The sequence below is a fragment of the Methanoregula sp. genome (assembly GCF_041663825.1).
Classification (GTDB): Archaea; Halobacteriota; Methanomicrobia; order Methanomicrobiales; family Methanospirillaceae; genus Methanoregula.
This window is the reverse complement of sequence record NZ_JBAYLY010000008.1, coordinates 1-21,023: the sequence shown is the minus strand read 5'-3', so window position 1 is coordinate 21,023 and position 21,023 is coordinate 1. Positions and strand designations below refer to the sequence as shown.

The window sequence follows — 21,023 nt, the reverse complement described above, 5'->3', positions numbered from 1 at the left end:
GGGAAATCCGTTACTCCTGGCTTATCAATGAAATCCTCACAACAAACCAAATCCAGAGCAGAAAACCAGTTAATCCAAAATGGCAGGTTCAGGAAATAATGATCCGGGGAATCATTTACGTATTATATTGCTGGAGCCTGACGCAACTATGGGGATTGTTGCCCGGGGAAATCCGGCTTCCATGAGGACGAATCCTGCCGGACATGAACCCCGTAGGGTTGCCTGATGATGGTTGTCCTCATTCACGACAGGAAAATTCTGGGACGGTATATCCGATGCCCCGCCCGGTGCCCGCGATATCCTGGTACAGGACGGTTTTATTAAATCGGTTGCAGAAAAAATCCCGATACCGGAAGGTGCGAAAGGTATCGATCTTCGCGACCGGATGTAATGCCGGTCCTCATCGTACCAACAGGGCAACCTAGAAAAAGCAGCGAGGTGATGTGAAGCGAGCCGGAGCGAGGACGAGCGAACATGACGGAAGCGTCTGCATGCCAGCCGGATCCGATGGTTCCCGCCTTCGGCATGGTGGGCGGTCCGGAGGATAATCACCCGCAGATCGCCGCCCCGCTCCGCACGCTTCGTGCACCTTCGGCGCACTCGCACTTGCTCCGCAGACCGGCTTACCTTATGCAACTGCCCTAAACCCCATTTTTGAAGTCTTCGTCGGAAAAAACGACCTTCATATTCGCGTTCTGGCGGCCTTTCCGGGGGCCGGATGGGTTAAACAAGGTGGCGAAAACCGTCTCGATTCCAGGGCCATTAATGGCCATTGGGCGAGGTCGAAATCAGCCGTATTTTGGCAAATGGAGCGACATATGGGTTTATTTTCCACACGAACAGGAAAGAGGGAAATTGCGGGGATTTCTGGCAGGGGTCTGAATATGAAAACAGGAAAAGAAGCCCAATTTGGGCGTATTTTCCCCCATAGTAATTACGCTACACCCAGTGGTCTGATCCGGGGGTTGATCACCATCTGTTGGGGATCCGGTATGCCGGATCTTCGATTGCTGAAAGGTACTCAACGCTCTTCCCGTACTCATCAGGGTCCAAGCACTCGATGATCCGGGACGCGGATGCCGGCAGGAGCGTGAGGAGCGCGGCAGAATCCGGGCCGGGATTATCTCATCCTTCGCGCAGCGATAACAATCCCCGCCGCCAGCGCAACAAGTGCCGGCATAGTCTCAAAGCCCGGGGCCGCATGGGAAGACGTCGCAGTTGGTGAACCGGTGTCAGCACTCCGGATATCCCCGGCAACGATCTCCAGTGCGTCCACGATCCGGGGCCCGGCCCGATCGACCGTGTCGGAATCGATCACGTAGACCCGGTGGTTCTTGATGGCCCCGACATTCGCGAACCGGGTCTCGTTCTTAAAATACTGGGCAATGGAATCCTCACTACCGCCCATCCCGGAACCGGAATTGACGATAAGGACATCCGGGTTGGCCGCGATGAAGTCCTCGGTGCCGATCGTAGCATAGTCCTTTTTGCCGGCAAACGCGTTCGAGCCGCCGGCCATCCGGATAAGTTCGTCCTGGAACGTCCCGTTCCCGCTCACGTAGATGGGATCGTTCCAGAGGATGTGGGCAACTTTGGGCCGGGACGTTAATGCCGAGGCATTCTTCTCGGTGTTCCTGATCCGTGCGGTGAGCGAATCTACGAGTGCCGTTGCATTATTATCAGCCCCGGTCGCTCTGCCTACGAATGTGATGTCGTTGAGGATACCGCTCACATTCTCCGGGTTGGTGACGATCACGGTCAGGTTGAGTTTTTTTAAGTGATTGACGAGTTCAGCACCGTTCCCGTACGAGGCGACGATCAGATCGGGTTTCTGCGTGATCACGTTCTCGACGCTGACCGTGCTGTACCCACCGATCTTTGGTTTTACGGTAGCTTCAGGAGGATAGTTGCAGTAATCGGTCACCCCGACCACGCGGTCACCGAGGCCGAGCGCAAAGAGGATCTCGGTATTGGTGGGAGCGAGCGAGACGATCCGTTGGGGCTCTCCATGGATGGTGACCATGGTACCGTAATCATCGGTGACGGTGCGTTCGAACGCGGCGGTGGTATTGGCCGGTGCCGCTGCCTGTGCCGGGACTGCGGCAAGGCAGAGGACGGCAAGAAGAAGGATGAGGGAAAGTGAGGTTTTCATTGATATCAAATCCGTTGGTGAGGGGTTTTAAGGATTTTTATCAAAAGACATTTTTCCGTGTGGCCCGTCGTGTGTGGAATGACAATTTAAGGGACGGGACGGCCCGCCCTTTAGTCCTGAAGAACATCGGCCCTTCGAAACAACCGCCCAACCTGATGCCGTCGTCGCCCGGAAAAAAAGGATGTCGTGCCTTTTTTGCGCTCGTATCAGGCTTCATGGTTCACGACGCCCCTCTCGTGGTCGAGGGCATACCGGGCAAAACTGTCCGGGCTGGTAAACGGGCCGGCCCCGAGAGTCGTCACGGTGCCGTTGTCGGAGCGGAACATGTTCATGGTCCCGTTTTCCGTTGGCGTGTACGTGTATCTCACTTCAAGAGCGTTCTCGTGGCCGTGAAGTCCCGGGGCACGGGTCTGGTTATACGCAACAGCAACCGCCCATGCGGTCTCCTGCATGTCGAGATAGACCGTCCCGACCAGCATCTGGCTGTCCTGCCGGACCATCACTTCGTTCTCGAACTTCTCTACTGCCTGCCGGGTTGGCCCGGCCGGTTTGCATCCGAAGAATTTTGGCATGTTTGTCCTCTTAAATCCTCTTTTCGTAATCGCGGAAAAAGGGGGGGTTTTCCTAGCATTTCCCGCAAACGATGTGTGTATGAGCTGAAACGGTATTATCGATCATGGCATAACGGTTACCCGTGTGGTTGCAATTTCCTTACCACTGGCAGAGTCATAGATTTCGATATCTACAGGCTCGCCTACCGAGGGAGCCATGGGCCCGTATTTAGTCACTTTAAACGCATCTGCCCAGTTAATCTTGAGTTTGTCCCCTGGCTGGATCGTGGCCCAGCCTCTTCCCTCATATGTTGCAGGATCGTAATCGTACAATGGCTTGTTGTCCGGCAGGTAAATCACGCTGCTCAGATTTACCTGATAACTCATGTCCTTGTACTTGCCTGAAGGGATGTAGGTCTTGATCGTAATCGATGATCCACTAATCGTATCCCCCCCTTTGTGATCGAGAATAATATAGGTGTTGTTATGCGCTTCTGCCCCGAGACTGATCTGAGGGGCCTTCGGTGTGCTCTGCGCAACGCCACCGGAAAATGCGGAGACGACTGCGGCAATAATGATGGTCACGACAAGCATCAGCATGACGCCGACAACCGGTGAGACTGCATCATAATTTCGGGCATTCTTTTGCATAATTACACCTCCACATTGACATTCTTGTCATAGATGGTCGTGCCGGATTTCAAATCGATCAACTGGACCTCAACGATACTGTTTCTCGTGAGGAGAGTTCCGTACTTGATGATGGGTGTTGCCTGGTTCTGGGCAGATCCCGATCCCGATACCGTGTTGTCGGTATTTGCCTGGATCACGTCGCCCGCTTTGAAGACATAATTCCCAAACCAGAGTGCGGTATCGTTATCTGCATAACCGGTTTCTGTCGGATAACTTCCCGGTACTACCAGATAGGGGGAATTGTAGTACTGCTCGTCGCCATAATACGTGTAATGGGTGTTCAGCGAAGAAAGCGTGTAATTGCTTGTCCCGGGGGAGTGAGCAGTAGTATAGGTTTCTGCGGTTGTCCCCCACGTGGGTGCGACGGTTGACTGAATGTTATAAACCCCGGTCTCGTTTGCCCAGCTGGTTACAAGCTTTACGTTCTTTGTGTTGATCGGATCTCCGCCTACATGCTTCATCGTGAAGAGGGGGCCGGCATTGCCGGACATTGCACCATCATCCCATGTGATGTGGCAATCCAGTGTTGCCTGCGGTGCCCGTTCTTTCTGTGCTACGAGTCCTCCCGCAAACGCGGAGACAACTGCTGCAATAATAATCGTCACGACAAGCATGAGCATGACGCCCACGACCGGTGACACTGCATGTTCGTTCTTTTTTATTCTCTGCATCTTCATTAAACACCTCTGCACCGTTACCCGATCGGCGGGTCACCCTTTACGTTCTCATCCCCAGTTCACAAGGGGGGTGCTTTATCCGGGTAGCGATGGACAAATGTACTTTCTCTAATACTATTTTAATTGATCATTATTTCTTGCGTTAAAACAGATACACTTTTGTTATTGCGGGAGTACACCACTTATGGCAGACCGGGTCTGCCGTATGGGGAGCACAGGATGTCGTTTGTCAGGGGAGGGAACCCCCCGCAGGTATGCCGCAGGAAAAAAACCGGGATCATTATTTTTTTTCTGATCCTGGTCTGCCTTTTGACCGGCACCTGCGGCTGCGTGCGGCTGATGCAACAGTCAGGCGACAGCGGGAAGGATGCCGCAGCCCAGCCGGAGGTGATCGTCGCTCCTGCATCCGGGTCCGCTGGAGCGGTGCCGCATACAGGTACGACAACTGCGGCCCGGCCCGTGCCTACCGCGACACCGGGCTCCGGTCTTCAGGTGTACAGTGCAGCACCCGATGTCACCCCGGATCTCTACCCGGTCCAGCACGGGACACGGATCAACCAGACCGGCCTCACGTCCCGGTATGTTACGCCGTCGTTTACCCAAACTTACTCCCTTGGCGGCGCACCGGTCGGACTCGGGGTCAATGTCACAAAGGCCCCGTTTTTGATCTATTTTACCATCAATCCGAAGTATGACTGCCTCAACGATCCGGATTCGTGCCGGGGCACCGTGCTCGTCACGGTGAACCGTCCCTACTGCACGATCACGGTAACCGACAACCAGACCCACCGGGTTGTCGCGCAGGACGGGTATGCCCGGGAGTTCAGTTCGAACAAAACCGACCGGTCGATTACGATATACGGGACCGGCGAATATCTCATCACCCTCACCGGCAACTATCTTGACATTACCCTCTCGCTTGCAAGCGGGGATCCCACACCGGTTGCAACCGCTGCGCCCGCCGGGCAGGCCACACCGGCAACACGGCGACCGCCCGGTCCGTGGGGGCAGAATACATGAACGTCCGTTTGCTTCCCGCCCGGGCCCGGGAATTTTTCGTATCGTGCCGCAGCCGGCTCTACACCGCATTCCCCGGGAAAAAAGCGTCTGCGCCTGGAGATCAGGACGCTGTAGGAAAGAGCGGGTCGGCGCCCGTTCAGTACGGGAAAAACATGTACGCCCGGATCCACAGTCTGCCGGAATATATGGGCGATCGCACGGCACGAGGTGATTTGCTCATTGCAGCATCGGTCAGTACAACGTTCGTAACCGGCTACGTGGCGCTTTTTGCCGATATTACTGTGACCGTTATAGTCCTCGTCAGCATAGTCTCGCTCCTGTTTATTGCCCTTGCCGTATCCGCCATGTGGTGTCGTCATCGCATCGCTCCCCCTCATGACTCCCTGCCTGCTCCGGGATTACCGGCCGCCGGCCAGCCCCCTTCGCCAACGGGAAACGTGGTACGTCCCGGGTATCCCGACATCCCGATCCCGGAAGTCCGGACGCCCGGGACGCTTGACGAATATTGGGTAGAGTCTCCATACGTCTTTGTAAAAATTGTCCGCAAAGGCAACCTGGGGTTTACCTATACGGTCGTCGAACCCTCGATATCTGCCCGGGAAAAGGTCGTGCTGCGGGAAACGTACGCCCACATGCGCAAGATCATTATCTACGATGATCCTGATCATCCCCCGACCCGGCAGCTCAGCGAGGATTTCATCTCGCAGATCATCCGCGTGTTTTACCCGGACATTGCAGACGACCGGCTCAGTGTCCTCTCCTATTACCTGCGGCGCGATCTCTCAGGCTTTGGCACTCTCGAACCCCTGATGCAGGACCCGGCGCTCGAAGATATCAGCTGCAATGGCGGCAACCTGCCGGTCTTTGTCTTCCACCGCAACTACGGCAGCCTGCCGACAAGCATCCGCTTTTGCGAGGAAGAACTCAACCAGGTTGTCCTCAGGCTTGCCCAGAAAGCTAACAAGCAGATCTCGCTCTCGAACCCCATGGTCGACGCGACGCTGCCGGGAGGCTCGCGGGTGCAGGTGACCTACAGCAACGTCATCTCCCTACGGGGAAGTTCCTTTACGATTCGCAAGTTCCGTGCAGAACCCATGACACCGCTCGATCTCATCCGGAATGGCACGTACAGTGCAGAGATCCTCGCATTCCTCTGGCTGGTCATCGAGCACCGGCGGAGCCTCATCATTGCCGGGGGCACCGCAAGTGGCAAGACCACAACGATGAACGCAATCTCCCTCTTCATCCCGCTGAATGCAAAGATTGTCTCATTAGAGGACACCCACGAGATCCAGCTCCCGCACAGCAACTGGCTTGCCACACAGACCCGGGAACTCAACACGCCCGGTGTGGCAGGAGATATCGATCTTTTCTCTCTCCTGAAATCTTCCATGCGGCAGCGGCCCGAGTACATCATCGTCGGGGAGGTGCGGGGAAGGGAAGCCCAGACACTTTTCCAGGCCATGAACACCGGGCACGCCACGCTTTCGACCATCCACGCGGGGAGCGTCCAGGAAGCGATCAACCGGCTCACCCATGAACCCATCCGTGTCCCGCCGGTCATGTTTACGGCGCTCGATCTCGTCATCAACCAGTCCATTTCCACATTCGGCAACAATCGTATCCGCCGGTGCCTTGCAATTCATGAAATCACGGTGGACAGCGAGGGTGCCATCGTCCCTAAAAAATTATTCGAGTGGGATATCCGCACCGATACGTTCCGCATGGTCGCCGATCGCTCACGGGTACTTGACGAGATTGCAGTGATGATGGGATGGACACCAGAGCAGGTAACCGAAGAACTCAATAAGCGCGAGGAATTCCTGAAAATAGCCCTTGACGTACCCACACCGGATATCCACGACCTCGCCCATGCGATCTATGATCTCGGGTGATCAAAATGATCCTGCCTTCAGTCTCTGATGGTGCCGGATCGTGGTGGGAGATGGCCGGGATGACTGTATTCGGCACGCATCTCGGCCGGGACATGCTGGCCGCTCATATTCCCCAGACTCCGGAACAGTACCTTCGCACCGCCCGGATCAACCTTGCCGCGTGCGGTGTAATCTATCTGGGATTTTACCTTTTTGTCACAATCTCCGGCTGGGACTTCGGGCTTTTCACCTTTATCCCGCCGGTCCTGTTCTGGTGCCTCCTCTTTATTGGCATGGTGCCCGGGCCATACCTGTACCAGCTCTTTTACCCGGCACTGGTGGCACGGGGCCGGAAGACAAGGATCGATCTCGAACTCCCGTACGCGGTCTCGTACATGCAGGCGCTCTCCACGACAATGTCGCCGTTTGCCGTCATCCGGCGCATCTACGAAGAGAAGGCGATGTTCGGCGAAATCTCCTGTGAGTTCGGCCAGATCGTAAGGGACGTGGAACTGTTCGGTGATGATCTGATCACGGCCATGCACAACCTCCAGCAGACGACCCCGTCCCCTCTTATGAGGGATTTTATCAACGACATGGGGATGGTTTTTGAAAGCGGTGGCGACATCACTGCTTATCTCGCGTCAAAAACGGATTATTTTCATGAACAGGCGCGGCGCGAGCTCGACCTGGTGCTTAAGACCATCGAGATCATGGCAGAGGTTTATGTATCGGCGTTTGTCGCCGGGCCGATTGCCCTTATCATCATGATCGTCGCCCAAGGGATGACCAGCCAGGGAACCATGGCCTGGCTCCTGCCGTTTATGTACCTGTGCATTCCGGTCGGGGCGATTCTCATGATCTGGATCCTGTCCATCATGCTGCCCTCAGAGAATATTGAGATCAGCCGGCGCGAGATCGTGGAGTACGATTCCGGCACCGGTATCCCGGTAACGGAAGATCCTCTCCAGGGCGATCAGGAATTTTACCGGCAGATAGAGGAAAAGAAAAAACGTTTCGGGATCTACGACAGGCTGCGCCATCCGCTGCGCACCTACCTGTCCAATTACCTGTACGGGATCGTCGCGGGTGCACTCTGTGCGGGAGTCATCGCGCTCCTCTTTTTTATGGGCGCCTGCGACAGCGTGTTCCCGACAAATACCCTTGAAGCGGGTACCTGTATGATCCTGGTAGGATTCATGGCGCCCCTCTCCCTTGCCTACGAAGGGCGCCGGTGGTATGTCAACAACATCGAGGAGCACATCCCGGAATTTTTGCGGGAACTCGCGGACATGACTGATATCGGCCTTACCATGCCGGATGCGATCCAGCGGATCGCCACCGCAAAACTGGGCCTGCTCAGCTCGGAGCTCTCGCACGTGTCGCGGGATGTCGGGAGCGGTGCCTACGTGAACTCGGCGCTTGTACGGATGGAGGACCGCATCGGTCTCGTCTCGGTCAAGCGTGCGATCTCGCTTCTGGTCAAGGCAAGCGAGATCACCTCGAACCTGCGCGTGATCTTCCTGATCGCCATTGTCGATTTCGAACACTATCTCAAGATGAAGCGCGAACGGGCCAACACTACTATCGTCTACGTTATGATCATCTACCTGTCGTTTGGCATCTACCTCTACACCGCGTTCCAGCTCAACGGGCCGTTCATGTCCAGTTTTTCCACGTACAACCTCAACTTCAATCTCGCAGAGAACGTCACCGACATGTTCAGGATAGGGATCATCCTCGGCCTCTTCTCCGGCATCATGGCCGGGCAGTTTTCTTCGAACAGTATCCTTGCCGGCTTCAAGCATTCCATCGTGCTGCTTGCTGCGGCAACAGCGATGTTTGTTTTTATTGTGTGAGGATTTCGTTATGCAGTCTCGTAGCAAACAAAATGCCGCAGTCTCTGAAGTGGTGGGTGAAATGCTCATGATCGGGATCGTGCTGATACTTGTCGCGGTCTTCTCGGCCTCGCTCTCAAATTATCTACCCTCCGAACGCAGCCCGACCGTGACCATCAGGATGAGCAACGATACCACCGGAAATATAACGCTCTGGCATAAGGGCGGCGACTGGGTGAAGGCAGATACGATGCGGGTGATTGTCTCGGATGCAACAAATTCGGTAACCAAAACCTACACGATAAAGAGCAACCCGCCCTTTCTGGCTGTACCCTCTGCAGAAGCATTTGACCTTGGCGATAATCTGACCGTGGACTGGGGCGGACCGCTTGACGGGAACGAGAGCGTGGTGCTCGCCACGGATCGTGCCGTTATTTTTTCCGGCAGGATCGAGGGGGGAACGCCATGAGGGATGACGGGGTAGCACCGGTCATTGCCGTGATGCTGATTCTTGCAGTCGCGGTCACGTTCCTTGCCGTCTTTAACGGGATCTATATCCCGTCATTAAAACAGTCAGCGGAGATCGATCATATCCAGAATGTGGAGGCCGCATTCCTGAAGTTCTCATCCGATATCACCTACGCGGCGTCTTCCCGTCAGGACCATCTGTCCTTTGCCGAGCCGGTACAGCTGGGCGGGGGGAATGTCGTGTTCAATACGCTCAGGTCGGGAGGGTTCCTCTCCATCCAGATTGAAGAGACACCGGTCTACAATCTCACACTGTACGATGCGAGCGGCACGTTCCTTGCCGGTATGAACGGAACCATGGTCAGTGTCACGTACGAACCGCAGGGAAATTTCTGGCAGGACCAGGGATACCGCTGGCAGTACGGGTACATCAATGTGACCAAATATCAGAGCCGCGAGAGTCCTCTCGGGTATACGAACATGACGGAGGTAATGAATGTCTTCGCGGATACCAGCAGGGCGTTTCCTGCAACCGTCACTGTGGACGCGGTACAAAACATCTCGGCACAGGTGAACTGTATGAGCAGTAAAGACGGCGAGGGAAATCTCGTGTACACCTGCAATTACCAGCCTCTTTCGGGGATTTGCTCCCGCATCGATCTCTTTGCGGTCAATGTCACCGCATCGCCCGCTCACTCCTTTATGAGTAGTAATGGTTTTGCTACGCTCGGGATAACCTCGACAGTACGCCAAATCAACACAACGGATGTTTCGGTATCTGCGGTATCCTTTGGAGCCGGGGAGGGTCCATTAAAAAATGCGGCCTTCGACCGATGGAACCAGAGTTTTTCGGATGCGGCCCGAACCTGCCCGAACACGGTTCAATTTGATCCTTCTGAAAATTTCCCTCAATATCGCATCCGCCAGGATATCAGCCCGGTCAATGTTACCCTGAATGTTGTCAGCATCGAGATAAGTGCGTACTAAAGTGCATGTTTTCGGACTCTGAAAAAAGGTGTTCCTCTTAAATCCCCATCCCCATAATCACCCCCACAACCTGCTGAGCAGTCCCCGGGTCCACAACCCGGGTGAGAATCAGCCCGGCCATCGAGACGAACACCGCCCAGAACACTTTTTTCACCTGCTCATTCTTCCCGAACGCCTCGATCGCTGCATCGGCATCCGCCTTCATCTCCCGCTGTATCAGTTTCGGCAGGAACACAAACAGCGGCAGGAACAAAACCGCCGCCCCGATGAACGCTAAGGTGATCTCCGCCCGTGATTAGTGAAAAAACTTTGAAAACTACGATTCAATTAATGTATCTTGTGGCCAAGTGTTTTTGAATGATTGAACGTGCCGCAAAAATGATCGGTGTAAAACAAACAAAACGTCAGCGAGATGGGTAATTTAAAAACAGGAATTCTGCTTAACGTTCACCTTAATGCGAGGGGAGGGATTTGAACCCGCGAACTTCTTCAAGAACAGATCTTGAGTCTGCCTCCGTTGGCCAAGCTTGGATACCCTCGCGCCTGTGTGGAATTATGTTGGCGACGGGAATAAATAAGGTACCTGATCGGGAGATCACATAAAATCCGCGAGGCCCAGCTGCTCCTGCTTCTCCTCGCCAAATGTGGACTCGATGGCAAGATCGAGCACTTCAACCCGCTGCCGGCAGTATTCCGACACCTTGTATTTTTTCACCATCGCCCGGGACACTTCGAGATATTTTTTGACCGATCCTTCGTGCACGGTCGGGATGATATTCCCGTTGCAGATCCCCTTGCCCTTGAACTTCGTGCATTTGCCGGCAAGCGGCATCCGGCGGTAACTCGTGTTGCACTTGGTGCACCGGAACTTCTGCTTGGAGAACGCGGAAAGATTGCCCATCAGGTCCCGGATGAAGTGGGTGTTTAATACCCTCTCTGCCACATCGTCCGCATCGACCGCCCGGATCTTCTCGGCCAGATCGAGTTCTGCCTCAAGTTTCTCGGCCATGGACTTGAGCTGCGTATAGGTTGACTCCAAGGGTCCTGATGAAATGTCCGAAGTATCGTGCGTGAAGAAGAAACCTTCCAGCTGTCGGGGCGTCCCGATCCTCCGCTCGACCCGGTCGATGAGCGACTCGATATCCTTTGCCTTTGCATAGATGAGGCCGGCCTCGTAGAGTTCGATCGGGTAACTCTTCCCGACATCCACGTTTAAGGCCTCCTTGTCAATCTCCGCCGGATCGATCCGGCTCGTGAGCACGAGGGGAGCATCCATCGTCCCGCCCCGGTTCTGGGGCAGAAACGAGCGCGAGAAGTTTAAGAGACCGTCCATGAGGAGCATGACACAGTCCTCATCGCCATCGCACTGGCCGGTGAAGATGCCGTTTGCGACAAGTGTGTGATCGTCTGCGACCGTCAGGCAGTACACCCGGTCCTCAAGGGAGGCGACGGTTTCCACGTTCGCGATCCGGTCGGTGATCACGGCCCCGCCTTCATAGACCGGCACGGCGTCCCCGGCCTTCACCTCCAGGGCCTTGATCTTTTTTAAGTATTCGACATCCCAGACCAGCATCGCGTGGTCCGGGGTGACGGTCAGCTGCCGGTTCCGGGATGTGGTAAATCGGATCAGGTTTGCCGGCGCCCGGTGGATGGAGACCGAGGTAATCTTCCGCAGGTGCATCGCACCCGTAGTATCCACGGTACGGGTGTAATACGTCTTTTTCGGGTCTGAGTAGTAGGTACCCAGCCGGTCAATCCCGGGCTGGCTGATGTCGAAGTTTTCCAGCACGAATTTCCTGATGGGGAGATGTGTCCACGCCTTCCCGTCATTGACCTCGATCTCCGTGTCACCGTAGAAGCAGTTCCGGCGCTTTGCCGCATGGAAGAACGGGTGGGCATACCCGACGTTTGCCCGGGTAAACCCGATGACCCGGGCGAGCACCCCGGCGCTCGTGTGCGGGGCAAGGCCGATCATGAGCTGGCCCACCAGATCGTCCCGGGTCTTTATGTTGTAGAATGCAGGAAGACCGTAGAGTTTGGTGAGTTCATCGTCGATGAACTGTGCGACCTTGATCATATAGTCCGCACACGAATCGGCGAGGAGGAGGTCCTGCGGGTGCATCTCGATAACCTGCGTCCCGTTCTGGAGATCGTAGCCGTTGATGTCCTTGAGATACCCGAGCGACCGGAGTTTCTCGACCGACACTTTCACCTCGTCCGGCCGGATATGCGTGAGCGGGAGATCGATCATGTCGAACCGGGTCGTGCCGTCTTTAAAGACGTAGATGTCCTGCACCGCCCGGAGAATGCCTTTTTCCATCGCCTCGACCGTTCTCTCCTGAGAGATCACGCCCTTTACGCCTTTCACGAGCGCGATACTGTCCTTTTTTATCCCGAGGCGCCTCATCGCCTGCGCGTATTCCTCCTTCACGTTCAAGGAGATCCGCTGGCTGCACTTGGTCGGGACATCGCAGTTCGGGCAGCGCTGTGTCACCATTTCGTGCCCGCATTTGGGGCAGGTATAGACCGGGGTCGTATGCGTTTTGCACTTCTCGCACCGGTTCAGGTACGTGATCTCACCGCAATCGGGACAGCGCCGGCGGCCGACTTCAATCTCGATCATGCCGCCTTCTTTCTGGAAATCGATCTCGGTCGCGCCGGCATCGGATTCCTCGGTATGGACCGATGCTTCCTGGAACGAGCGCCGGGCACCCCCGGATTCCCCGAGCGGGAAGAGCGCGTGCGGCGGCGGGCTCATCTTCCGCGGTTTGGACTTGCCGGGCCGGCCCATCCGCCCCCCGATCCGTATCCCGGACCGGGACCGGAGCTTAAGACCACTCACGTGCATGACGAGTGCAAGCTGACCGGCATCGGCAGGTACCGTGTTCCATGTCTCGCATTTTTTCAAGTGCTCGTCAAGACCGAGGCAGGCGACAAATGCCCGGTGGGTACGGATCCGTATGTCTCCCCCGATCACTTTGTGGGGGAGGAGCAGGAGCTCTAACGGCTCTTTTATTTTCGGATCGAGAGGAAGGACCAGCGTATCCTCTTCGATCTTCCCGGTGTTCGATACGGTATCGGCAAGAAGCCGGATCTGGTCGACGCTGATATCATCCCAATACCAGGTATACTCAGGGAACAGGGATCCCCCTGCCCTCGCAAGGGCGAGCGCTTCAGGTTCATCCTGCGGCGGTTTTGTTCCCGGTTTTTGTTCAAGCAGCCACCATTCCTCGCAGTAGCCGGCGGGAACGAGCGGGTGGTTGTTTTCCAGGAACTCACCGTACGCGATCAGGATCTCCCCGACATCGAGGATTCTCTCGACTTTGTTCATCAGGGTTAACGCGGTCTTTTCATCGTCCACCCGGAGAACTTCGCCGCCGATAAGCCGCACGGTCGGCCCTTCAATGGTATCGACGGGAACAACCCCGCAGGCCTTGCCCGGACGTTCCAGTTTCATCTGGGTACCGACGGCAAGAAACCCGCCCAGCAGGTACAGCGTCGCCGGGTTAAACCCGGCCGTGGCAAAACCGGTATTGCGGGAACGGCCGTACCGGAGCCGGAAACCTCCTTTCCGCATCGGGTAGGAAAAGACCGGCCTGCCCCCGATAAGATCCCTGAGATACTTGTCGAGCGGCTTGATACCGGGAGTATGATCTTCATCCCCGGATTTTGCTGCGCCGGCGATGAGCTTGTCCAGCCAGTCCCAGCCGGGCATCTTCATCTTCTCGACCTTGCTCTTGAGTTTGCGGGCCTTTCCTGCGATACCTTCGGCAAGGACTAGCGCCATCCCGCCCCGCACCGCGTTGGTCTCGACGCGGGGGAGGTTCCGGTGCCCCGAGACCTCCTCTTTTTCCGTCGCTTCCCCATCGATGCAGACCGGGCAGTTCTCCACGATCAGCCGGATCTCGGCTTCGCTGGGGAGGTACTGGAGGCTCATGATGGTATTGTACTGCCGGATCTCCTCGATGTACCGCTCGACCTCGTCCTGCCGGGGATGGTACTGCCCGATCCCAAGCTTCGCCCGCACGTAATCCCCGACAAGCACCGATAATGCCTGTGCCGTACCGCCGGCACTCCGGATCGGCCCGGCGTAATAGATCATCAGGTACGTGGTGCCGTCATCGTTCTTGCCAATCCCCACTTTTGCTATCCCTTCGGTCGGGGCCGAAACGACACCCTCGGTGAGAAGTGCCATCGCCGTCCGTATGGAATGGTCAAGAATTTCGTCGGTGTTTTTCTCCCCGAACATCTTTGCGACAAAGTCGTCGCCGATCTTAAGTGCCGCCTCCTCACGGGACATCTGCGCTTCCAGTTCCCGGATCCGGGCTGCCACTCCTTTGATCCCGACAAGCACTTCGACCCGGTCGGCGAGGTCGCTTGCGATCGGGATCTCGACCGTCATACTCGGGTCAATTCCACGGGAACGTGCCTCCGATGCGATGGCAATCTCACGGGTAAGCCCCTCCATGAGGGAATTCCCGTACGCTTCCATCTCAGGGGAGAGTATGAGCATAGTGGTAACTTAGCGGCTTTTAAAATTTATACTGTGGTATTTTGCAGTTCAGCCGTCAGAAAAAGAGGATGCGGCGGGACGGGGATCAGGCCTGTTTATCTTCCCTGATCTCATCGATCATGGAGGGTAGGCCGGTCTCGCCCATCTGCCAGAGCGTGAGGGTGGCGCACGAGCGGAGAATATCATCGGCATCCGAGAGCCGCCGGGTGAGCGGGGCGACCGCGGGTTTCCCGATCCGGCAGAGGGCCCGGGACAGAAAGCCCCGCAGTTCCTTATCCTCGCTTGCCATCGCATCGATGAGAGGGTCTACCGCCGGTTCTCCCATCTCGCCAAGCGCAGCCGCTGCATAGCGCCGGAACTCGCGGTCGGACGTCTCTTTCATCGCGGTAATGAGGGGCACAATCGCGGGCACACCCGTTTTTGTGAGGGCAATCGCACGGTACCAGCGGCCGTCATCGTTTCCTGCAGCGGCAAGAGCGAGAATCAGGGGCTGTACCGCCGCCTCGCCGGCCTCGGAGAGCGCGAGAACTGCATGATGGCGGTTCTCCATCGAAGGGTCGTCGAGCTGGCTGATCAGGATGGCAATACTGTCGTTGCCATCTTTATTGGTATCTGGAGTCATGGGAACACCGTTATCGTCCATATTAGCGTGTGACAGTTCATGTGTTTTGTTATCGGCATCGGCCCAGCGGGGGATTAGACCTCCCCTTAAGGGTCAGGCAATTCCCAGCCACGCGGGAATAAAGAGGATGCAGAAGAACACTGACATCAGGACAAGGCCCAACGGGATCCCGATTTTTGCCCATTCTTTACTGGTGATCCCCATCTTCCCTGCCGCGATGATGTTGGGGATGTTCCCCGGGATCAGCATGCCTCCTGCAATCAACAGGCCCATGAGGGCACTTGTGATCTGCTGGGACGAGAGTGCCGGGTTGATCTCCGCGGCAGCAAGCGTCGCGTTGTCTAGCACCGCAGAGACGATGTTGATCCAGTACAGTCCTGCGGAGGGGATCGAGACGACAAATTCAAGGATGAGCGGCTTGAAGCCCTCGCCCAAAAAGACGAGCGCCATGATAAAGAGGTAGACCTTTCCCGCCCGGATCAGGATCTCCCGGATCGTTTCGCGCTCGACGCGGCACTCGAGTTTCTCATCGCCTTTATGGCTCCGGGTAAAGAGGAAGACACCGACAACCCCAAGGACGAATATGGCAGGGATAATAAAGATCCCCAGCCGGTCGAAGAGGAACGTGAACCCGGCGTAATAGGGGGCGCCCGAGAGCTTTGAGATCACGATCGTGGAGAGGGGCTCGCCGAGCGGGGTGAGGCCGGCCCCAAGACCGATGGAGAAACAGGATACCACCGCGATCTCCACCTTCGCTTTTTTGACTACGGGGAGGGCATTGACTATCTCGACAAGGATGATTGCGGCAAGGATGGCGGAGATGATGCTCGATACAAGGCCGAGGACGACGATGAGCAGAAAGATGATCCATTTTAAGGAGAACCGGTCGACCATCCCCACGATCGCAGACTGGAGCCGGTGGTAGAAGAAATAGATCACAAGGCCGAATACGAGCACGATCTGGACAATACCGATCGGGATCCCAAAGAGGCTCGTCACCTGCAGCGGGGAGAGGAGTGCTTCCTGTACGATCGCCAGGTTCCAGCCGGTCTCCTCACCCGGGATAATAATCAGGCCGGAGAGCGTCAGGGCCACAACCCCGCAGGCAAACAGGAACACTTCGAGGTTGTGCTCGATGACCTTGACCCGGAACGGGAGGATGAGGACGAGGATGAAAATAATCAGCAATCCGACGTTTGCGAGCATGTCCATGATGATCCCTCCTAAAACAGCCGGCAAAGGGTATACAACCGGTTCCTGATAGAAGGATGGGGCGCCTGAAAGATTAATGGATTCTCTTTTGCAAAAATAAGGAACAAAGTATATATCTCCCTATGATGGTATAGACCAATTGATACCGGGAGGCCGTCAGTATGGCACAGAACATCATCGATACTGTCAGCACAATGCGGGATGTGGCACTGGGAAGATGCCGGAAACGAATAGAGGATGCGGCAAAAAAAGCAAAGGGGATCATCCACAAAAACCCGGTGGAAGAGGAAAACTCAGAACTGTGCTGTGAACCGCAGTGCGGCGTTACCGCAGTGCTGAAGCGTAAACACGGGCTTTAAAGAGGGGGTTATGATGGATTCTGAAAAATCGCTGCTCCAGCAGATCCGGGACAGGGAGCAGGAATTTGCCGTAAAGATCGAGACCGCAAAACGGGAAACCGAGGCTGAAATCGCGGCTGCATACCAGCAGGCCGATACGATTATCACGGAGGCCGGACAGCGGAAGAAAGCAGCAGCTGAGGTGCTACTGCACGAGGAAACGGCAACAACCGGTGCTGAAGTTGACCGCATAAAAAAAGAGGCGGCCGACAAGGTAGATGCTGCCCGGAAAAACGGGGAGAGACACCTTCCCTCTGCCGTGGAAAAGATCGTCGGGTATGTGACAAGCATCCAGCCCGGATAACCGTCCCTAAAAAAAGGAGTCCTATGCTCCAGCAGATGAAACGGATCCAGGTCATCGGGCCAAAAAAGGAGTTCGGTGCAGTCATCGACCTGCTCTATCACGAGGGGACGATCCACCTGGAAGATGCCTGCCAGTGCATCCAAAAAGAGGAGATCAGCCTCATCCCCATGGAGAGGGAAAAAACTGCGGAAGTTACCGAGATCCAGGGAAGGATCACCGGGATCCTTTCGACACTCCCGGAAGCCCCGGCCGATCCGACACTAGAGGAACAGATCGCAAGCGAGCTGCAGGACAAAACCCGGGATGACCTGATCACCCGGGCACACGAGACGATCCGCGAACTTGAGTTGGTTACCCGGGAACTGGCATCAAGGAAAAGCGACCTGAAATTAAAAATCACGACCTGGGACAGGTACGCAAAAATTCTCAACTTTATCCAGCCCATGGAGCGCGAGCTCCCGGTCCTCGAAAACTATGAAGTGACCATCCTGCTGATCAAGAAAGAGTTCAGTGAGGTCCTTGACCTGGTAAGAAAGGAGATCACCACCATTACCCACGACCAGTTCGAGATGAATTCGATGTCGGTGGATGCGGAGACGCTTGCCACGATCATGGTATTCAACAAGCGATATTCCCAGGCGGTCCACTCCTTTGTATTCTCCGTCAATGTCAACGAGGTCCGCCTCCCGCAGGAGTACATGGGTAAGCCGTTTTATGCGATGTTCGCCCAGATCGAGAGCGACAAGGCACGGGCGGCAGAAGAGATCCGGTTGATCGACGAGAAACTTGTCGCCCTCTCCCACCGCTGGTTCCATGAACTGACGTACCTGAAGAAAATGTTTGAGGATATCAGCGAGGAACTCCTCTCATTCAACAAGTTCGGGCATTCCGAATATATGTTTGTCGTGATGGGCTGGATCCCGAAAAAATTCCTGAGGCGGATGAAGGAGGCGGTAAAAAAGACATTCGGGGACCGGGTAATTGTCAGCGAGCTCGGGGCGGGAGCAAAAGAGATGGAGAAGGCTCCCACATTTTATGATAATCCCCGTTGGATCAAACCTTTCGAGACGATCATGCAGCTGGTCTCCCCTCCGGCGTACCGTGAGGTTGACCCGTCGCCGGTGCTTGCGATCTTCTTCCCGTTTTTCTTCGGGCTCATGGTGGGAGATATCGGTTACGGGCTCGTCATTCTCGCCTTTGCCCTGATCGTAAAGAAAAAACTCGGGGCCAACGCCTTTGCAAAAAGTATCTCGGAGATCCTGATCATCTCGTCCATCCCGACCATCATTTTCGGGTTCCTGTACGGGGAGTTCTTCGGAGATTTTGGGGAGATGATGGGCTGGATCCAGCCAGTTCACCTTTTAGGCATCACCTGGAACCGCGTGGATGCAATGATCCCGATGCTGGTCTTTGCCATCGCCGTGGGGGTTATCCATGTCTTTTTGGGCCTTGCAATCGGCATCCGCAACGAGATGATCCGGAAGAACAAAAAGCACGTTGCAGTAAAAGTGGGGATGCTGCTCGTTATCACGGCAATTATCCTCCTCCTCACGCTCTACCTGGTGATGATCCCGTCATGGATGATGTATCCCACTGCAGTGATGGCCATCGTGGCAATTCTCCTGATTATCTACGGCGGTGGGGCGCTGGGCCCGATGGAGATCATGAGTTCGGTAGGGAACATTTTGTCCTATGCGAGGCTGATGGCAATCGGTATGGCATCCGTGATCCTCGCTATAGTGGCAAACAGGATCGGAGGAGCGATCGAGATTGCGATCATCGGTGTCATCGCCGCTGTGCTCCTGCACACCTTAAATATTATCCTTGCCATGTTCAGCCCGTCCATCCACTCGATGAGGCTGCACCTGGTGGAGTTCTTCTCCAAGTTCTACGAAGGCGGGGGAATAATGTACAAGCCGTTTAAAAGGGTGATACCGTAGAGGTGTTGCGCGAGGACATATGCCGTTTTTAACATCCTGCCACCACATCTTCATCCGACTCCCCTCTGATGGGATTCCCCCCAACACCTTGTATCCTCAGTACTTCCCTGTTTTCAAGTTTGAAAGAACAACCGCCAAAAATTCGTATGAACCTGATCTGGAAGCGGGAGTACCCTTTTTTGGCAGCCGCCACCCTCCCTTTATGCCAGGAGGGGGTACCTCCCCATTTGTACAAAGGTGGCACCCCCCACTCCCGGGCCACAAGAGGGGGTGGGGGTATCATGCTTTTAAAAAATCGGTCGGGGGGTGAGGGTACCTCTCCTTTTTGGGAGCGGGGGGTACCCCCTTAGCAGGAAAAGAGGCCCCTACCCCCCCAAGCCCTCGGCCGGCAAAATATACCTTCAGACGATAACTCCACGCGAAGCACAGGTTTTGGAAATGCAGGAATGGGGGGGTAGGCCTCCTCTTATGCCCGGACCGGGGGGGTGGGGGGATCACGCTATTAAAAAATTGGTCGGGGGGTGGGGGTACCTCCCGGTTTTGGGAGCGGGGGGTGCCACCCCGGGCTGGAGGGGGTACCCCCAGTGGACCGGGAATTGCTTTGGCAAGTCCTACTAAAAAATTCTGATGTTTGCAAAGGATAATTTAGAGAAGTACTGGGGATCTATGACCGTTGTTTTTCCGGTTCAATATGATCTAACGGTGGAAGTCCTAACCGGTAGTAAAAAGAGAATTTCGGAAGATATAATAGCCATCAAAAAATAACCGGGACGTAATTTTCGATATTTGAGCATAATCTGTACTTTTTCCGGTACCAACAGGGTGACCAGCAAGGTAATAACGACAACGTGGGATTGTGCCCATCATCGAAATTTTGGGCTTTGTGAAAAACATGATTAAACCAATCGGGCATTTCACACGCAGGATCGTTTTCATCCTGTGCATGGTTATTGTCGTGGCTGGGATCGGTGTGCCGGTCTGTGCTGGAACAAACGGGAATAATTCCGTGGCAACCTCTGCCGTTCAGGAGAATGTGGCGGTTGTAACGCCAACAAGTACACTGATCGATAAAACCACGGGTTCAACAACACCAGAAACGCTGATGACACCTGCTTCAACCTCCATTTCTGCGCCTACGGTATCTGGTAGTTCTGTCGTTCGAATGTCTCTCCAGGATCGGTTCAGTTCGCGTTCGGCATCGGGTATCGGTCTTCAAAATACCCGGCATCGGTTCAGTTCGCAATCGGTATCAGGTGCCGCTCTACAAACCAGCCAAGAGAGTGGATCCACTCCCGTATTCCAGTGGGCGGTGCCTTCGGCTGTCGGAGTGCATCCATTGCATGTTGCGGTGGACAGCTCCGGAAATGTCTATGCCACGGATTGGATGAGTAATAGTGTCTGGAAATTCACATCCGATGGAACATATATGACAAAATGGGGATCCTCGGGTACTGGCACCAGCCAGTTCGACTATCCGATGGGCATAGCAGTGAACCCGGTGAACGGGAATGTCTATGTCGTTGATACGAATAATGACCGGATCCAGGAGTTCACATCTACCGGCACCTATGTGCTACAGTGGGGGTCAAAGGGTACTGGCACCAGCCAGTTCAACTATCCCAGGGACATAGCGGTAAGTTCGAGTGGGGAGGTCTATGTCGTTGACTCCGAGAATAACAGGATCCAGGTGTTCACATCAAATGGCACGTTTGTGGCACAATGGGGGTCAGAGGGTACGGCTAACGGCAAGTTCGAGTATCCTACGGACATAGCG

19 protein-coding genes and 1 tRNA gene are annotated in these 21,023 nt (G+C 55.4%); 11 read left to right on the top strand and 9 right to left on the bottom strand.

Annotated elements, in window-relative coordinates; all coding sequences use genetic code 11:
- Positions 1 to 232: 232 nt before the first annotated feature.
- Together WCX19_RS05280 and WCX19_RS05275 are read left to right on the top strand one after the other, a co-directional pair.
- Positions 233 to 391 carry a hypothetical protein gene (locus tag WCX19_RS05280; protein WP_373005869.1) on the top strand — a complete coding sequence of 53 codons (159 nt, stop codon included), beginning with the start codon at positions 233 to 235 and terminating at the stop codon, positions 389 to 391.
- Between the two features lie 83 nt (positions 392 to 474).
- Positions 475 to 645 (top strand): hypothetical protein, encoded by a 171-nt coding sequence (locus WCX19_RS05275; RefSeq protein WP_373005867.1) that lies wholly within the window; start codon positions 475 to 477, stop codon positions 643 to 645.
- A gap of 475 nt (positions 646 to 1,120) precedes the next feature.
- Here the strand turns inward: WCX19_RS05275 and WCX19_RS05270 are convergent, their stop codons facing one another.
- The 4 genes from WCX19_RS05270 to WCX19_RS05255 all read right to left on the bottom strand — a co-directional run bounded on the left by WCX19_RS05270 (position 1,121) and on the right by WCX19_RS05255 (position 4,073).
- Positions 1,121 to 2,152 (bottom strand): ABC transporter substrate-binding protein, encoded by a 1,032-nt coding sequence (locus WCX19_RS05270; RefSeq protein ID WP_373005865.1) that lies wholly within the window; start codon positions 2,150 to 2,152, stop codon positions 1,121 to 1,123.
- A 206-nt stretch (positions 2,153 to 2,358) separates the two neighbouring features.
- Positions 2,359 to 2,724: a hypothetical protein gene (locus tag WCX19_RS05265; protein ID WP_373005863.1), complete on the bottom strand. Its 366-nt coding sequence runs from the start codon at positions 2,722 to 2,724 to the stop codon at positions 2,359 to 2,361.
- Between the two features lie 102 nt (positions 2,725 to 2,826).
- Entirely contained in the window at positions 2,827 to 3,354 is a 528-nt protein-coding gene (locus tag WCX19_RS05260) for a type IV pilin (RefSeq protein WP_373005861.1), read from the bottom strand.
- Positions 3,355 to 3,356: 2 nt separating this feature from the next.
- Positions 3,357 to 4,073 carry a type IV pilin N-terminal domain-containing protein gene (locus WCX19_RS05255; protein ID WP_373005859.1) on the bottom strand — a complete coding sequence of 239 codons (717 nt, stop codon included), beginning with the start codon at positions 4,071 to 4,073 and terminating at the stop codon, positions 3,357 to 3,359.
- A 219-nt stretch (positions 4,074 to 4,292) separates the two neighbouring features.
- Here WCX19_RS05255 and WCX19_RS05250 point away from each other — a divergent pair, with 219 nt between their 5' ends.
- From WCX19_RS05250 to WCX19_RS05230, 5 genes are read left to right on the top strand one after another with little or no spacing between them, the layout of a single operon-like run.
- Positions 4,293 to 5,093, top strand: a complete 801-nt coding sequence (locus WCX19_RS05250; RefSeq protein ID WP_373005857.1) for a hypothetical protein — start codon at positions 4,293 to 4,295, stop codon at positions 5,091 to 5,093.
- Positions 5,090 to 6,988, top strand: a complete 1,899-nt coding sequence (locus WCX19_RS05245; RefSeq protein ID WP_373005855.1) for a type II/IV secretion system ATPase subunit — start codon at positions 5,090 to 5,092, stop codon at positions 6,986 to 6,988. The genes WCX19_RS05250 and WCX19_RS05245 overlap by 4 nt, the downstream gene beginning before the upstream one ends.
- 5 nt (positions 6,989 to 6,993) lie before the next feature.
- Positions 6,994 to 8,826, top strand: coding sequence for a type II secretion system F family protein (locus WCX19_RS05240; protein WP_373005853.1), 1,833 nt, complete (start codon positions 6,994 to 6,996; stop codon positions 8,824 to 8,826).
- Between the two features lie 10 nt (positions 8,827 to 8,836).
- Complete coding sequence (locus WCX19_RS05235) at positions 8,837 to 9,274, top strand: type IV pilin N-terminal domain-containing protein (protein ID WP_373005851.1); 438 nt, start codon at positions 8,837 to 8,839, stop codon at positions 9,272 to 9,274.
- Positions 9,271 to 10,260, top strand: coding sequence for a hypothetical protein (locus WCX19_RS05230; protein WP_373005849.1), 990 nt, complete (start codon positions 9,271 to 9,273; stop codon positions 10,258 to 10,260). The genes WCX19_RS05235 and WCX19_RS05230 overlap by 4 nt, the downstream gene beginning before the upstream one ends.
- Positions 10,261 to 10,297: 37 nt before the next feature.
- Here WCX19_RS05230 and WCX19_RS05225 read toward each other — a convergent pair whose 3' ends face one another.
- The 5 genes from WCX19_RS05225 to WCX19_RS05205 form a co-directional block, all read right to left on the bottom strand.
- Positions 10,298 to 10,513 carry a hypothetical protein gene (locus tag WCX19_RS05225; protein ID WP_373005847.1) on the bottom strand — a complete coding sequence of 72 codons (216 nt, stop codon included), beginning with the start codon at positions 10,511 to 10,513 and terminating at the stop codon, positions 10,298 to 10,300.
- A 203-nt stretch (positions 10,514 to 10,716) separates the two neighbouring features.
- Positions 10,717 to 10,801: transfer RNA gene (locus WCX19_RS05220), tRNA-Leu, on the bottom strand.
- Positions 10,802 to 10,855: 54 nt separating this feature from the next.
- Positions 10,856 to 14,773, bottom strand: coding sequence for a DNA-directed DNA polymerase II large subunit (locus WCX19_RS05215; protein WP_373005845.1), 3,918 nt, complete (start codon positions 14,771 to 14,773; stop codon positions 10,856 to 10,858).
- Positions 14,774 to 14,858: 85 nt separating this feature from the next.
- Complete coding sequence (locus tag WCX19_RS05210; protein ID WP_373005843.1) at positions 14,859 to 15,395, bottom strand: HEAT repeat domain-containing protein; 537 nt, start codon at positions 15,393 to 15,395, stop codon at positions 14,859 to 14,861.
- 93 nt (positions 15,396 to 15,488) lie between these two features.
- Positions 15,489 to 16,607: a DUF1646 family protein gene (locus WCX19_RS05205; protein ID WP_373005841.1), complete on the bottom strand. Its 1,119-nt coding sequence runs from the start codon at positions 16,605 to 16,607 to the stop codon at positions 15,489 to 15,491.
- 161 nt (positions 16,608 to 16,768) lie between these two features.
- Here WCX19_RS05205 and WCX19_RS05200 point away from each other — a divergent pair, with 161 nt between their 5' ends.
- From WCX19_RS05200 to WCX19_RS05185, 4 genes are all read left to right on the top strand, one after another.
- Entirely contained in the window at positions 16,769 to 16,966 is a 198-nt protein-coding gene (locus tag WCX19_RS05200; RefSeq protein ID WP_373005839.1) for a hypothetical protein, read from the top strand.
- Between the two features lie 10 nt (positions 16,967 to 16,976).
- Positions 16,977 to 17,309, top strand: a complete 333-nt coding sequence (locus WCX19_RS05195) for a V-type ATPase subunit subunit G family protein (RefSeq protein WP_373005837.1) — start codon at positions 16,977 to 16,979, stop codon at positions 17,307 to 17,309.
- Between the two features lie 23 nt (positions 17,310 to 17,332).
- Positions 17,333 to 19,249 (top strand): V-type ATP synthase subunit I, encoded by a 1,917-nt coding sequence (locus WCX19_RS05190; protein WP_373005835.1) that lies wholly within the window; start codon positions 17,333 to 17,335, stop codon positions 19,247 to 19,249.
- An 892-nt stretch (positions 19,250 to 20,141) separates the two neighbouring features.
- The coding region (locus WCX19_RS05185) for a 6-bladed beta-propeller (protein WP_373005833.1) at positions 20,142 to 21,023 on the top strand (882 nt) is incomplete at its 3' end.

Bases quoted from the DNA above. Each gene is read 5' to 3' on its own strand.
- WCX19_RS05255 (WP_373005859.1), bottom strand. From the start codon at position 4,073: ATGAAGATGCAGAGAATAAAAAAGAACGAACATGCAGTGTCACCGGTC.
- WCX19_RS05260 (WP_373005861.1), bottom strand. From the start codon at position 3,354: ATGCAAAAGAATGCCCGAAATTATGATGCAGTCTCACCGGTTGTCGGC.
- WCX19_RS05200 (WP_373005839.1), top strand. From the start codon at position 16,769: ATGGCACAGAACATCATCGATACTGTCAGCACAATGCGGGATGTGGCA.
- WCX19_RS05250 (WP_373005857.1), top strand. From the start codon at position 4,293: ATGTCGTTTGTCAGGGGAGGGAACCCCCCGCAGGTATGCCGCAGGAAA.
- WCX19_RS05195 (WP_373005837.1), top strand. From the start codon at position 16,977: ATGATGGATTCTGAAAAATCGCTGCTCCAGCAGATCCGGGACAGGGAG.
- WCX19_RS05210 (WP_373005843.1), bottom strand. From the start codon at position 15,395: ATGACTCCAGATACCAATAAAGATGGCAACGACAGTATTGCCATCCTG.
- WCX19_RS05190 (WP_373005835.1), top strand. From the start codon at position 17,333: ATGCTCCAGCAGATGAAACGGATCCAGGTCATCGGGCCAAAAAAGGAG.
- WCX19_RS05205 (WP_373005841.1), bottom strand. From the start codon at position 16,607: ATGGACATGCTCGCAAACGTCGGATTGCTGATTATTTTCATCCTCGTC.
- WCX19_RS05265 (WP_373005863.1), bottom strand. From the start codon at position 2,724: ATGCCAAAATTCTTCGGATGCAAACCGGCCGGGCCAACCCGGCAGGCA.
- WCX19_RS05270 (WP_373005865.1), bottom strand. From the start codon at position 2,152: ATGAAAACCTCACTTTCCCTCATCCTTCTTCTTGCCGTCCTCTGCCTT.
- WCX19_RS05230 (WP_373005849.1), top strand. From the start codon at position 9,271: ATGAGGGATGACGGGGTAGCACCGGTCATTGCCGTGATGCTGATTCTT.
- WCX19_RS05240 (WP_373005853.1), top strand. From the start codon at position 6,994: ATGATCCTGCCTTCAGTCTCTGATGGTGCCGGATCGTGGTGGGAGATG.
- WCX19_RS05215 (WP_373005845.1), bottom strand. From the start codon at position 14,773: ATGCTCATACTCTCCCCTGAGATGGAAGCGTACGGGAATTCCCTCATG.
- WCX19_RS05245 (WP_373005855.1), top strand. From the start codon at position 5,090: ATGAACGTCCGTTTGCTTCCCGCCCGGGCCCGGGAATTTTTCGTATCG.
- WCX19_RS05235 (WP_373005851.1), top strand. From the start codon at position 8,837: ATGCAGTCTCGTAGCAAACAAAATGCCGCAGTCTCTGAAGTGGTGGGT.
- WCX19_RS05275 (WP_373005867.1), top strand. From the start codon at position 475: ATGACGGAAGCGTCTGCATGCCAGCCGGATCCGATGGTTCCCGCCTTC.